Origin of the sequence: Geobacillus sp. 47C-IIb, assembly GCF_014679705.1 — a bacterium.
Lineage (GTDB): Bacteria > Bacillota > Bacilli > Bacillales > Anoxybacillaceae > Geobacillus > Geobacillus thermodenitrificans.
In genome coordinates this window covers 2,973,286-2,986,407 of the sequence record NZ_CP061473.1, presented here as the reverse complement: position 1 = coordinate 2,986,407, position 13,122 = coordinate 2,973,286, and the positions used below count along the sequence as shown (strand labels likewise).

General features: G+C 48.7%; 16 protein-coding genes and 1 pseudogene. 3 read left to right on the top strand and 14 right to left on the bottom strand.

The features are described 5' to 3' along the window. Positions 1-55: 55 nt before the first annotated feature. The 7 genes and pseudogenes from IC804_RS15100 to IC804_RS15070 all read right to left on the bottom strand — a co-directional run bounded on the left by IC804_RS15100 (position 56) and on the right by IC804_RS15070 (position 5,249). Positions 56-718, bottom strand: coding sequence for a potassium channel family protein (locus IC804_RS15100; protein ID WP_029760390.1), 663 nt, complete (start codon positions 716-718; stop codon positions 56-58). Positions 719-825: 107 nt separating this feature from the next. Beyond that, positions 826-1,281, bottom strand: coding sequence for a TlpA family protein disulfide reductase (locus IC804_RS15095; protein WP_008878757.1), 456 nt, complete (start codon positions 1,279-1,281; stop codon positions 826-828). Between the two features lie 59 nt (positions 1,282-1,340). Next, a pseudogene (locus IC804_RS15090) lies at positions 1,341-1,903 on the bottom strand (peroxiredoxin). 202 nt (positions 1,904-2,105) lie between these two features. Beyond that, a complete protein-coding gene (locus IC804_RS15085; RefSeq protein WP_008878759.1) occupies positions 2,106-2,348 on the bottom strand; it encodes a YkuS family protein in 243 nt (80 codons plus the stop codon). Between the two features lie 54 nt (positions 2,349-2,402). Next, complete coding sequence (locus IC804_RS15080; RefSeq protein WP_008878760.1) at positions 2,403-3,536, bottom strand: N-acetyldiaminopimelate deacetylase; 1,134 nt, start codon at positions 3,534-3,536, stop codon at positions 2,403-2,405. Positions 3,537-3,592: 56 nt separating this feature from the next. After that, a complete protein-coding gene (gene dapD / locus IC804_RS15075; protein WP_008878761.1) occupies positions 3,593-4,303 on the bottom strand; it encodes a 2,3,4,5-tetrahydropyridine-2,6-dicarboxylate N-acetyltransferase in 711 nt (236 codons plus the stop codon). 73 nt (positions 4,304-4,376) lie between these two features. Then, positions 4,377-5,249, bottom strand: a complete 873-nt coding sequence (locus IC804_RS15070; protein WP_008878762.1) for a transcriptional regulator CcpC — start codon at positions 5,247-5,249, stop codon at positions 4,377-4,379. Between the two features lie 118 nt (positions 5,250-5,367). On the opposite strand from IC804_RS15070, the gene IC804_RS15065 reads away from it, so the two are divergent. Continuing rightward, positions 5,368-6,111, top strand: coding sequence for a sulfite exporter TauE/SafE family protein (locus IC804_RS15065; protein WP_011887074.1), 744 nt, complete (start codon positions 5,368-5,370; stop codon positions 6,109-6,111). On the opposite strand, the gene cbpB is transcribed toward IC804_RS15065, so the two are convergent. The 5 genes from cbpB to fadH form a co-directional block, all read right to left on the bottom strand. Further along, positions 6,068-6,544: a cyclic-di-AMP-binding protein CbpB gene (cbpB, locus tag IC804_RS15060; RefSeq protein WP_008878764.1), complete on the bottom strand. Its 477-nt coding sequence runs from the start codon at positions 6,542-6,544 to the stop codon at positions 6,068-6,070. The genes IC804_RS15065 and cbpB overlap by 44 nt on opposite strands. Before the next feature lie 103 nt (positions 6,545-6,647). Continuing rightward, positions 6,648-6,845 carry an antirepressor AbbA gene (gene abbA, locus IC804_RS15055; RefSeq protein ID WP_008878765.1) on the bottom strand — a complete coding sequence of 66 codons (198 nt, stop codon included), beginning with the start codon at positions 6,843-6,845 and terminating at the stop codon, positions 6,648-6,650. Positions 6,846-6,964: 119 nt separating this feature from the next. Next, positions 6,965-7,198: a hypothetical protein gene (locus tag IC804_RS15050; protein WP_008878766.1), complete on the bottom strand. Its 234-nt coding sequence runs from the start codon at positions 7,196-7,198 to the stop codon at positions 6,965-6,967. A gap of 48 nt (positions 7,199-7,246) precedes the next feature. After that, complete coding sequence (locus IC804_RS15045) at positions 7,247-8,464, bottom strand: EAL domain-containing protein (protein ID WP_029760387.1); 1,218 nt, start codon at positions 8,462-8,464, stop codon at positions 7,247-7,249. Between the two features lie 285 nt (positions 8,465-8,749). After that, positions 8,750-9,517: a 2,4-dienoyl-CoA reductase gene (gene fadH / locus IC804_RS15040; RefSeq protein ID WP_008878769.1), complete on the bottom strand. Its 768-nt coding sequence runs from the start codon at positions 9,515-9,517 to the stop codon at positions 8,750-8,752. A gap of 260 nt (positions 9,518-9,777) precedes the next feature. On the opposite strand from fadH, the gene IC804_RS15035 reads away from it, so the two are divergent. Both IC804_RS15035 and IC804_RS15030 read left to right on the top strand, forming a co-directional pair. Beyond that, positions 9,778-10,647 carry a metallophosphoesterase gene (locus IC804_RS15035; protein ID WP_008878770.1) on the top strand — a complete coding sequence of 290 codons (870 nt, stop codon included), beginning with the start codon at positions 9,778-9,780 and terminating at the stop codon, positions 10,645-10,647. A gap of 57 nt (positions 10,648-10,704) precedes the next feature. Continuing rightward, entirely contained in the window at positions 10,705-11,139 is a 435-nt protein-coding gene (locus IC804_RS15030) for a YkyB family protein (protein WP_008878771.1), read from the top strand. 229 nt (positions 11,140-11,368) lie between these two features. Here the strand turns inward: IC804_RS15030 and IC804_RS18925 are convergent, their stop codons facing one another. Together IC804_RS18925 and IC804_RS15025 are read right to left on the bottom strand one after the other, a co-directional pair. Further along, complete coding sequence (locus tag IC804_RS18925) at positions 11,369-11,500, bottom strand: hypothetical protein (protein WP_255350167.1); 132 nt, start codon at positions 11,498-11,500, stop codon at positions 11,369-11,371. 260 nt (positions 11,501-11,760) lie between these two features. Then, positions 11,761-12,942: a GGDEF domain-containing response regulator gene (locus tag IC804_RS15025; protein ID WP_008878772.1), complete on the bottom strand. Its 1,182-nt coding sequence runs from the start codon at positions 12,940-12,942 to the stop codon at positions 11,761-11,763. Between the last annotated feature and the right edge of the window lie 180 nt (positions 12,943-13,122).

The window sequence follows — 13,122 nt, the reverse complement described above, 5'->3', positions numbered from 1 at the left end:
TCCAAAACAGGGAGGCTAGGAACGAATCTGAACGCAGACATTTCATATCACACCGCTAGCCAACGACCTTTTCTTCAAACCGGTCAATGTCGCTGTCAGCGCCGATAACGACCAATACATCGCCTTTACGGATGATTTCCGAGGCAAGCGGTGAGACGATGACACTCGCCCCTCGCTTAATGGCGACAATGTTAATGCCATAGCGGGCACGAATGTCAAGCTCGAGCAGCGAATGACCGTCGAGTCTCTCGCTCGCTACAATCTCGACGATGCTATGTTTGTCGGACAGCTCCAAATAATCCAAGACGTTGTTCGAAAGGAGATTATGAGCGATCCGCTCACCCATATCCCGCTCCGGATGCACGATTTGATCAGCGCCGATTTTTTTCAGCACTTTCTCGTGGTAATCGTTCGTCGCCTTGACGGTAATATGATTGACGCCGAGCTCCTTTAAAATGAGCGTCGTCAAAATGCTTGCCTGAATGTTGTCGCCGATCGCAACAATGACGTGGTCAAAGTTGCGGATACCTAAGCTTTTTAGCACGTTTTCGTCAGTCGTGTCGCCAACCACAGCGTGCGCGGCAATCGACGCAAATTCATTCACCCGATCTTCATCAATATCAATCGCGAGCACTTCCATCCCTTGTTCGCTCAACGTGCGGCAAATGCTCCCCCCAAATCGCCCAAGACCGATTACAGCAAACTGTTTCTTTTTCATCATTGACTCCTCCAACAATGGTCAATCATCGCTTCTTCCCCTCATTTTAGCAAAAAAAGAAAAGGAACGAAAACGATTCTTCGCTCCTTTTCGGACAACCATTACGCCTACTCTCTCTTTTCTGCTTCTTCGAGCACGCGGTTGACGTGTTTTTCGAGCATGTTCATGCCGCCGCTGCCTGCTTGGAAATGGCGGAGCTTTCCTTCAACGTCGAACACGTAATACGACGGAACGTATCGGTTTTCAAACGCGTCGGCGATTTTATGCTCGTTGTCGACGAAAATCGGCTGAGTAATGCCGTACTTTTCAGCTATTTTTTTCACGAGTTCAATGTCTAAATCGTATTCCGAGCGCGGCATATGGACGGATACCATATGGAGTTTCTCTTTATATCGGTCACGGAATTCGTTCACTTGCGGCATCACTTCCTTGCACAAATGACAGCTGACCGACCAAAAATGGATTAGCGTTGGTTTTTCACCGATCAATTCATCTCTTGATACGTCTCCATTTAACGTTGCCGTTGCTCCGGTCAGTTCCGGCATTGGTTCACGCAGTTTCACACCTCATCCCTCCATATGGAAAAAGAAAGGCCTAACTCCCCGTTAGACCTTTTCCATGCTCAATGCGACTCTCCTTGCAGCGTCAACGTCGGTTGTCCTGGCTTCCAGTTTGCAGGGCAGAGGCCGCCGGTTTGCAACGCTTGCAGCACGCGCAATACTTCATCGACATCGCGGCCGATATTGTTATGGTGAATGACGGCATATTTCAACTCACCGTCCGGATCGATGATGAACAAACCGCGCAGTGCGACCCCTCTTCTTCAATGAGCACGCCGTAATCACGCGAAACTTGCTGCGTCCGATCAGCAGCGAGCGGGTATTTAATTTGACCGATGCCGTTTTGGTTTCGCGGTACGTTCATCCATGCTTTATGCGAGTAAACAGAGTCAGTCGATACACCGATCACGACTGCATTTAAGTCTTCAAATTCATGATAGCGGTCAGATATCGCTGTAATTTCCGTCGGGCAAACGAATGTAAAGTCGAGTGGATAGAAGAACAGCACCGTCCATTTGCCATTTTTCATGTTTTCCTCAAGGCTGACACGGCCAAACTCTCCATTCGGCAGGACAGCCTCCATTTCAAAACGTGGAGCTTGTTTTCCGACTAAGCGCTCTGCCATATGTAAGCCCTCCATTGCTAAAAATAGTGATGTCATACCAATCACTGACATCATTCATTGCAACACCGTAAACCATTTCTTTCATCGTTTAGGGGATGCAACGGCTACGTCTTTATTAGTTCACGCAAACCTTCCGAGTCGGCTTGTCCATGCTATCGTCCCCATAAAAAACGGGCTGCTGGCGCACACAGCCCGACAATCGTTACCGAAGCTTTTGTTCGATTTTTTGGCAAATTTCTTCCGCAGTAAGTCCGCTCGCTTCAATGACCGGACCGGATGTGATTGTGTTTTGAATGCCGGTGACGTTTGTATCCAAGCCAGTAATGACACAGCAATCGCAACCTCTAGCATCTTGTTCACTGCGCAGCGGAACAACGTCATATCCTCTTTCCTTCAACACCTGCTGCACGTCAGTCAGCGATTGCTCGACACCGATTTTCGCCATCACACTCCACCTCCTCACACACATAATGTGTCTTAATCGAGGTGGAACTATACTTCACTCCATATTTCCTTTCCACGAAAAATAGCTGATTAAAAAGGCGATGGCCCGATCGATTGCCGCTTCATTCGGGACTAGCTTCGCATGGTGCAGCCCGTACGGGGAATCAACGCCAAGCCAAAACATAAAACCAGGAATTTCTGCCAGCATATAGCCAAAATCCTCACCGGTCATCGCCTCTTTGCAGCGAATAACATTCATATCAGTATGTGTCTCAGCAAATTGGATAAATTCCGTTGTCAGTGCCGGGTTATTGTACACTTCGTGGTACATGGCACCGTAATCAATCACCGCCTCACATTCATAGGCCACTTCCACCCCACGGACGAGCGCTTCAATCCGCCGCTTCACTGCCTGCATGGCATCGATCGACAGCGTCCGGATCGTCCCTTCGAGCCGAGCATGTTCGGCGATGACGTTTTGCACTGTCCCACTGGTAATCTTTCCGATCGTAATGACGGCGCTGTCAAGCGGATCAACGTTGCGAGCGACGATCGATTGCAGCTGGGTGACGAGCGCACAGGCGGCAACGACCATATCGTTGGCTAGATGCGGAAACGCCGCATGGCCGCCTTTCCCTTTTAAGTCAATAAACAGCTCCGACGTATTGGCAAACAACAGGCCTTCTTTCGTTGCAATTGTGCCGACTGGATATTCCGGGGCAATATGCAAAGCAACAATCATATCCGGCTTCCACTCGCGCATTATATCGCTTTCTAACATCGGCTTCGCCCCACCTGGCCCTTCTTCGGCCGGCTGAAAAATAAACAGCAAATCGTCTCTGATTGGATTGTGGGCAAAATGGGTCAACACGCCAAGGGCAATGCTCATATGGACATCATGACCGCACGCATGCATTTGCCCTGCATGCTCGGAGCGGTACGGCAGACCAGTTTCTTCGCTGATCGGCAAGCCGTCGATATCAGCACGGTAGCCGATCGTTTTTCGCGGTGCTGTTCCGCTGACTTTCACAAAAATACCTGTTTTCCATGTCCGGACATCAAGCCGCTCTTGCGGCAGAGATTGAATATAATTAAGCAAATATTGCTGTGTTTTAAACTCCTGAAACCCGAGCTCGGGAATTTTATGCAAGTCGCGACGAATGGCGACAAATGGGCTGATCGTTTCCATCCTCTCTCCTCCATCGGAAAAAAGCTGTCCTGTGAGCGGACAGCTTTTTGATGTGATTATAATTGGCGAAGCTCTTGTTTAATTTCCGTTTTCGCTCTTGTTTGTTCATCGATTTGTTTAATAACGCGCGCCGGTACGCCGGCCACGACCGTATATGGCGGCACGTCTTCAACGACAATCGCGCCAGCAGCGACGACCGCCCCTTTGCCAACGGTGACACCTTCTAAAATGACAGCATTGGCTCCGATAAGAACATCATCTTCGATCACGACTGGCTTCGCTGATGGCGGTTCAATTACCCCAGCCAACACCGCACCAGCGCCGATATGGCAGTTTTTCCCTACCGTTGCCCGACCGCCGAGCACGGCGTTCATATCGATCATCGTCCCTTCGCCGATGACGGCGCCGATGTTAATGACCGCTCCCATCATAATGACAGCATTGTCGCCGATCTCGACGTGATCACGAATAATGGCGCCCGGCTCAATGCGCGCTTTCACTCCTTTTAAATCCAGCAGCGGGATGGCCGAATTGCGACGATCATTTTCGACGACATAGTCCTCAATTTTGTCTTGATTCGCTTCGATGGCGGCTTGAATGTCTTGCCATTCGCCAAACACGACACCGGCGTTGCCAGTGATAAACGTTTTCGCGCTTGAGCCGAAATCGATACCCTCGAGATCCCCTTTTATGTACACTTTAACAGGCGTTGATTTTTTGCTGTTTTGAATAAACGAAATGATTTCATTGGCGTCCATCATCTTCATAGCCAATATCCTCCTTATTCCTGTGTTCTTTTTTTACTTTAGCAAACCAGAGAGCCTTGTGACAAGCACCAATTCATCGAGCAAAATGCCGTAATGTCTTCTCGAAGGCTTGTACTTGTGGAAGTTGCCATGCCACTTCCGAACTGATCAGCCATGTATCTCTGGTCATGGGCTCACCATGCTTCGTTTTTAACGGTATCATGTGAACAAGATGTTGTTCTCGATCACCTAAAGCAATTTCCGGTAAAATCGCATAACCAACGCCATGATAAGCAAGCTGTTTGCATGTTTCAATTTGATCGACCATCACCGTTCGTGGCGGCAAGGCTTGAAATTGCTCATGCCACCATTGTTGAATATGCAACGAATAAGTTGAATCGCTTTTAAATTGAATAAATGGCCGATCAGTATGGCGCAATTGCTCCAAAGATTGAATTTCTTGGTCTACTAAATATAGCTGATCGGTAAATAAACGTGTCGCCATCCCGCTCCAATTTGGCTTTCCACGAACAATCCCAAGTTGACATCGATTTTCATACATATGACTTAGGACTTCACTTGTCCATCCCGTCATCAACGAAACGTTTACATTGGGGTATAACTTCATAAACCTTTTTAACACGGCAGGCAGCCAATGTTGAGCAACGATGGAAGCCACCGCTATCGTTAATGTCCCGCTGATTTGCCCGACCAGTTGTTTCATTTCTTCTTTTACTTTGTTCGTTTTCTGCACAATTTCTTTGGCAAGCTGAACAATCTTTTCCCCCTCTGGTGTTAGCAGCAATCCGCGCTGAGACCGGATAAATATTTTCACATTCCAGCTGGCCTCGATCGTCTGTAGCCGTTGGGATAGTGCAGACTGGGTAACATACAGCCGGACAGCGGCTTTTCTCATATTTAATTCTTCCGCCAAAACAGTGAGGATTTCATACTCTGAAATATTCAAAACGATCATCCCTTTGATAAGTTTTTCTTATCATTTATGTCTATTTTTTTCACATTTTCTTATCGTTATAACAAAAATAAAATAGTTGTAGAACCCTTATCGAAAGGAGAATCTCTACATGGACTGGATCCTGTTTGTCCTCATTGGGTTTGCTACTTCATTCGTTGGTACATTAGCTGGCGGCGGTGGCCTTATCAGCATGCCCGTTCTGCTCACGCTCGGTGTTCCGATCCATCAGGCCATTTCCTCCGCAAAGTTTTCCAATACCATCAGCTCGTTTTCCAGCTTCTTCGTCTTGTTTCGCCAGCAAAACATTCGTGGGAAACAACTGCTTCTGATCATCCCGATCAGCCTCGGCGGGGGAGCCACAGGAGGGGCCATCGCCTCGCTGTTGTCCGAACGAACAATGACTATCATCGCGGTCATGTTGCTGTTGTTTGCACTATGCCTGCAACTTTTCAAAAAAAAGCCCAAATCAGCGGCAACAGCCCCTGCTCTCCCAAAAATTTTCTATCCGATTTTGTATGGCATTAGCGTCTATGATGGCATGTTTGGCCCCGGCCAAGCCACCATGCTCATGTATGCTTACTTACGCGCCGGCATGGATTACTTATCGGCCATGGCGCTGACAAGATTCCAAACGTTCATCAGCTGCTTTGGCGCAATGGCGTCTTATCTATACAGCGGCCTTATGAACTGGCATATCGCTCCGTTCTTGGCGATGGGATCGTTGATCGGCGCTCAAGTATCGGTTCGAGTCGCACAAAAACTGAAACAAAACCAGCTGCGCTTAATCTTACACACGATTACTTTTCTGCTCATTGTTCAGCTTCTTTTCGGCCTGGTTTCCGGCCGCCATTAAGCCTCCGCAGCTGTTTATTGAATTGCTTCAATATTTCACGGCGAGTAAAAATCCCTTCAAAATAACCGTTTTCATTTTCGACGCAGACAAACGGATGGTTGACAATCAGTCCGAGAGCCTTCAGCAAGCTGTCGTCAAGCTGCAGGCGCGGAATGTTTCGATTCATCACTTCCTCGACCTTCATCGTCTCGAGCCGTTCAAACTCGATGCGCTCCAATCCTAACAGCGCGTCCATAATCATCGTCATGCCAATTAGCCCGTGCAGTTTATACGATGTATCAAGAACTGGAATTGCTGAATAGCCGGTTTTTGTCAAGACGAGCAGCGCATGATCCAAATAGTTTTCAGGCTGAACGTGCGCAACTTTATCAGCAGGGATGAGAAATGGTTTAACTGTCATGTTGGCCAACTGTGTATTTTCTAACCATGTCATGCCAATGTTCCGCCTTTCTCTTTTTACGTCTTCTCCTCTCCGATTTTATCATATCATAAAAAAGACTATCGCTTCTTGCCAAGCGATAGCATAGAACGACATTTTACTCTTCCTCCGTTAAAAGGCGGTCGTATAAACGTAAAAGCTGCCGATATCGTTGTTCATCGGCTTCCTTATCCCCGTTTTCAATATCCGCTAGCTCAGAGCGGACAAGTTCGAGTGCATATTGCTGGCTGAACAGCACCTCAAGCAACAATGACGCCTCCTCGCCCGACAGCCGCAACGGCAGCCGCTTCGCCATCTTCATTCCTCCTTTGCCTCTTCCGCTTTCATATATATTCAGTGGCAAAGGAAAAAAGTCGTGGAAAAAAGCGTCATTCGCGGACAAGCAAAAAGGCCATCCGTATGAATGGCCTTTTTTCAATAATAGCGCAACGCCAAATAACCGATGGCAAAAATAGCGAGCAGGACAGCAAGCACGTAAGCAAGCAACACCGGGTTACGTAAATAGGCATGTTCCTGTACCGTTTTCGGAATCGGTCCATCAAGCTCCCCTTGCCAACGCTGTTGGCGGCCGAGGCGAACCGTATAGACGAACCCGATGATCGCAATCAATACAGAGAGGGCAGATAACACAAAAGTCAGCTGTGCCATAAGTTTCACCTCATGTTTACTTTGCCGCAATAAGATGATTTTATACCATCAATAATGGGCGTCATGCTCAAATAAATAACTGTACGACAAATCGATAAACAAATAATGATGCTCATCAATCGGGTACGAGTACGTCCGAATCGTCTCCCCGGTTTCAATGTCTGTATATAAATCCGATAGAATCCCTCTGCGGCGCGAACGCATGCGAATAATGTTTTCCAAAAAATACGGACGCCAACTCCAATTTTTCATGTAATATTGTTGCTGCAACTCCCAGCGGCTACCGCGCTTAAACATATTGCCTGATTGCTGAAAACCGTCCTCATCACAAACGTAAATGCGGAAGCAAACGTCATTCAGTTCGTCAGCCAATAGTGAAATGAGCTCATTAAAGCTGCTCACTTTTTTATATTTGCCAAGCAACGCGGCAACCCGTTGCTGAAACTGCTCAGAAATTTGATACAGTGTCTCAAGCTTTTTCTTTTCTTGTTGGATAAACCGATGGCATTCTTGGCGGAGAAGCTCTTTCAACAGATCACGCGGCACCACCTCTGGCGCCGGCTTGGCCAAATAATACCCTTGGTAATAGCGGCCGCCATGCCGCCAAGCGTACTGGAGCTGAAATGATGTTTCAATATCTTCATACAGAAGCGTCGCTCCGATTTTGCGCGCCAACAATGAAATGGAATGAACGATTTCTTGATAAGCTTGGTGGACAGACGTTTTCCGCAATTCATGCAAATCAATTTTTAAAATATCAGGCGACAAAACGCCGATCCGCTCGAGATGAATGCTATGTTCGGCGATATTATCGACCGCCACCTTAATGCCGTACGTGCGGATATACGTCAATAAATGGCTGAACTGATCCAAGTCGCCTTTAAAATGTTGCTCGTTAATTTCCAATACGATACGGCTAAGCGCCAACCCTTTCGCTTCATAAGCAAGAAGCAATTGCAAAAACGATTCGCCGCGGTCAAGCATTAACAAATTGGCGTCACGGTTTAAAAAGATGAGCAGCGTCTGGTCGGGCAGCGACAAAAAATAATCAAGCGCCTTTTTTGTAATGACATCATCCACTTCAATGCGAAACTCTTCCGGGATCGTGTCGTCATGAAAAAACGGCCCGAGGCTGACTGGCCCCGCTTCCGTTTGAAATCGCCCGAGCACTTCATACCCGATGACCCCATGCTCATCGGCGCTAAAAATCGGCTGATAGTACGGGATTGCTTGCGACAAGTTGGCCATCACGTCTAATGCATCCATCATGCTCACCTCATTCTCGTCGACCATCTTTGACTTTATTATACCATATTGACCAACCTTTTCCGGAACGAAAAAACGGATCTCCTAATCATAGGAAATCCGTTTGGACAGCAGCCGTTGTTCCACAAATGTAAGGCAAAATCCACTTAGAAAGTCGGTGATTTCATAACAACACAGCCAAGAAAGACATTTGCTAAATGGAGAAACCTTATGAACCTTGTCCTTCGTAGCGATTGAGGATCGCTGAATAAAGAAAGGACAGTGATTTTTTCACTAGCACGTTCGTTAAAACGGTCGCCGATTCAGCCATTGACCGCCGTCAACCGTGATGCAGGCACCGTTGATGTAAGCGGCTTCATCTGAAAGTAAAAACGCCGCAACCGCTGCAATCTCTTCTGGTGTTCCGAGCCGCCCGAGCGGCACGCTGTCGATCGTCATCCGCTCCGCCTCTTCTGATTCCCAAAGACGCTCCGCCCCACCTGTCCGCTCAATCGGTCCTGGAGCGATAGCGTTGACGCGGAAGCCATATTTTTTCCCCCACTCAACCGCCAATGTACGCGTCATCGCCAGCACCCCGGCCTTGGCGCTTGCTGAATGGATGACCCCCGCACCGGCATGCCAGGCGTATGTGGCAATGATGTTAACGATATTCCCTTTTAAGCCACGTTGAATCCAATAGTTGCCGACTTCCCGGCTACAGTAAAACGTACCGTTCAATACGATATTAATGACGCTGTTCCAACCGTTGATCGATAGCTTTTCCGCCGGGCAAATAAAATTGCCAGCCGCGTTGTTGACTAGAGCATCGATGCGGCCAAACTCCGCGTCAGCCCGTTTGACCATGTCTGCGACTTGCTCCGGGTTGCGCACATCCATCGGAACAGTGAGCACCTGTCCCCCGCCTGGTACGACCATTTCCTGTTTGGCCTCTTCAAGCGCCTCCGCCCGTCGTCCGGTAATAACGACGTTTGCCCCTTCGGCAACAAACCGCTTCGCCATATATTTCCCCATTCCGCTCGATCCACCGGTAATAATAATCACTTTTCCGTTCATTCACTTCTCCCCCTATGACTGATGGTTCATTCATTTTTTCTTATGCTTGGTTTTCTTTCTTTTTCTAGCATAGGGCAATTTCCCCCTCTTTTCAATAGAAATGACTGATTTTTTTGAAAATCAAAACACAATGGCTTCTTCTCTACTTTCACTTTCTAAGAATGATGACCTTCTTGATTTAACAACATTATTTTTCTCCTATTGTTCTTCCCTTTTCGTTTTCGTTATAATAAAGCTACTTGTGAAAGGACGGCGAAACGATGCACCGTATTGAAACAACCAAAATGAACCGACGCACGTTTTTAAAAAAGCTGACACGCACCGGCTTCGCCGCAGCGTTGGCAACATCGCTCGCCTACGGCTACGCCCGTTGGGTTGAACCGTCGCACTTGACGGTGACTCACCATACACTGTCACACCCGCTCATCCCGAAGGCGTTTGACGGCGTGAAACTGTTGCAATTCAGTGACCTCCATCTCGGTCATTATGACAGCTTGGAACGCTTTTACCGCATCATTAATCAAATAAACAAGCTGCAACCCGATATCGTTGTCTTCACCGGCGATTTGCTTCATGAGGCGAACCGATACCCGCACACCGAAGAGGTGGCAGATGCGTTGGCCTCCATCCGTGCTCCACTTGGGAAATTTAGCGTTTATGGCAACCACGACCACGGTGGCTACGGGACGGACATTTATCGCCGGCTGATGGAACGAGCTGGGTTTCGCGTCCTTGTCAACGAGCATGCGCTCGTTCGCCGTGGACAAGAGAGGATCGCTGTGGCCGGTGGCGATGATATGATGCTCGGCCAACCCGATTGGGCGAAAATGACGTCCGGCATTCCGGCGTCAACATATACAATCGCCCTCGTTCACGAACCGGATGGCGCTCTTGAGACATGCCGCTATCCGATTCATGTTCAACTGTCTGGCCATAGCCATGGCGGACAAATTCAACTTCCATTTATCGGCCCGCTCATTACGCCGCCGCTGTCCGAGCGGTATTATGAAGGATTTTACCACGTCGGCGGGCTTGTGCTATATGTCAACCGGGGACTCGGCACAACAAGGGTGCCGCTTCGCTTTTTCGCCCCGCCGGAGCTAACAGTCTTTTCGCTCATTCATCGCTAGAAATAGGTCAAGCAGATCACAACTATGCTATAATAGAAAGAAAAAGGAGACATGTCGATGAAACCGTTGCAGTTGACGGTCGACAATATCGCCAAAGCCATTTTTACAGTTAACCGCCATGCGAAAACGGCATTAAACCCTTCGTTTTTGTATCTTCTCAAGAAAAAAGCCATCGAAAAACTGCTTGAAGAAGGCAAGGCGAAAAAAGTCGGCCTCCATTTTTCCCGCAATCCGAAATATAGTCAGCAGCAATCCGATGTGCTCGTGGCCGTCGGCGACTACTATTTCCACATTCCTCCGACAAAACAAGATTTCGCCGCCCTTCCGCACCTCGGCGCGCTCAGCGACTCATACCGAAATCCTTCCGCCCGGATGCCTTTATCGGAGGCAAAAGCCATTCTCATCGCCTATACCGGAATCAAAGAATCGACGGAACGAAAACCGAGACGATTGGCAAAGCCTGTGTTTAAGCGGCTCGGTGACCGTTACTAAACAAGGCGCTGGAATGTTCCCAGCGCCTTGCTTCTGTCCTTCCTCCACTTACTTACAATAAAATCAAGGATCCCCACTCCGAGCAGCTATTGTTTCGCTTTGGTTGGAAGTGGAGATTTTCCGTTCAAAATAAGAAACAAGGGAAGCCCACTATCATTGAAGAAACACTCCTTGCCTAGCAGCCGCCATCTCAGTAGCAAAAACGCGCCTTATTATTCATCTAGCTCTTTTAGCAACCAAGCTCGCACCATTTCAGTGGCTTTATCACATACTCATCCCCCTTGCCGGTAGCATGGGCGATTGCCTGTTCGTCTTGGTGCAGCGGCAATACCAACACTTTATGCGGCGGAGATAGTGTCACACCTCACATTTTCCAGTCTAAAATGACAATGAAGTGCCGTCCGTTTTTTGATAGAGTGGCGATTCGAGGAAGGAAAGCCCGTCACCCAACTCATCAATGTCCACTTCCCACCCCTGCTCAGCAGCAAGCTTGCGAACGAGATCAGCGGTGACCGTTCACACCAGTGCACCGCCGTCGACAAAGGCAACAGACTATCTCTGTTTGCCCGCTCGGCGATGCTGTTCCTCCGCCGGACTGCCATTGACGGAAGTGGCTTGCTTCTAAACTCCCTCAACCCGGCTGCCGCCGCTCTTTTTGGCTGCATATAGCGCTTTATCGGCCAGTTTGAGCCAATGATCAAGCGATTCGTTCGGGTCGGAGCACTCGACAAAACCGGCGGAAAACGTGCACGATAGGCGTACGCCAGCTGCTTCGATTTCCTCTGAGGCGAACTGACGCTGCAGCCGCCCAAGCACACGGTGCGCCTCGCATGTCGAGGTTTTTGCCAGCCAAACGATAAACTCTTCACCCCCGAAACGAATGACCGTGTCCATTCCGCGCGTATGTTGAAGCAAAAAGGCGGCCAGTTTTTTTAACACCGCATCCCCCACTAAGTGTCCGAAGCGGTCGTTGACTTGCTTAAAATGGTCCAAATCAAGCAGCGCCAAACAGCTCGGTGTCCCGAAACGCTCAAGATCGCTGCGCAGGCGGACATACACTCGCGGTAAATATTTACGGTTATAGACGCCGGTTAACTCATCAATAAGCACCAATTTATCAATTTTCCGCTTTTTTTCTACGAGACGGTGAACACGAATGTATAGCTCACTAGCTGCCACCGGCTGCGCGATGACATCGTCGGCGCCAAGCCCATAACATTTCAGATGTACAGCTTTTCGTCCGTCTCTGCTAATGATCACTACTGGAATGTAGGAAGGCTGACTGGCGGTCTTCAGCAGAGCAACGAAAGGAGGAGTTTCTAAATCGTCTTCCCCGATGTTGACGATGATGCAGTCCGGGTTGAGGCGAAACATGGATGCGGCTGCTTGTTCGAGGGAAGGAAGCGTGATGAAGCGCCAAGGTACGGTTTGCCATGATCGACGGATATAAGCAAAAAATAACGGGTCGTTTCCGCAGAGAAGAATGTCAGCTTCCGCCCCTTGTTGTTGCAAGAAGGAAGCGATTGTAGAATCCGTTTCCTCGGCTTCATAGCAGCGGCGCAGGAGTGGAAACATCTCCGCTAGCACCTCCTCCACCGTCCATTGCCGTTCCTTTTGCCTGTTCATCCGGCGGAGAATCCGTTCTACTTCAGCAGCAAGATCATCGCGGCCGGTCACCTTCGCCGCTCGGCCGATGGCATCGAAAAACTGAGTCAGCTCCGCCCCGTCGAGCGAAGATGAAGACTCCCATTGTTCATACTGCTCTTTCATCCGGTCTAGTAACGACACGATATAGGAATCCAACTTCCCTCTCCTTTCTTTATGTTAGCCATTCCGTAATCCCGATAAAAAGCCCTCGAACTGCTTTCATTTCCGTACTCATCTTTTCCTATATATTTATTAATATAGTCAACACGACCTAAAAACATTCTGACTTCCTTCCTCACCTCCTGCCGCGGAAGCGAGGGATTCTCACATTTCCTT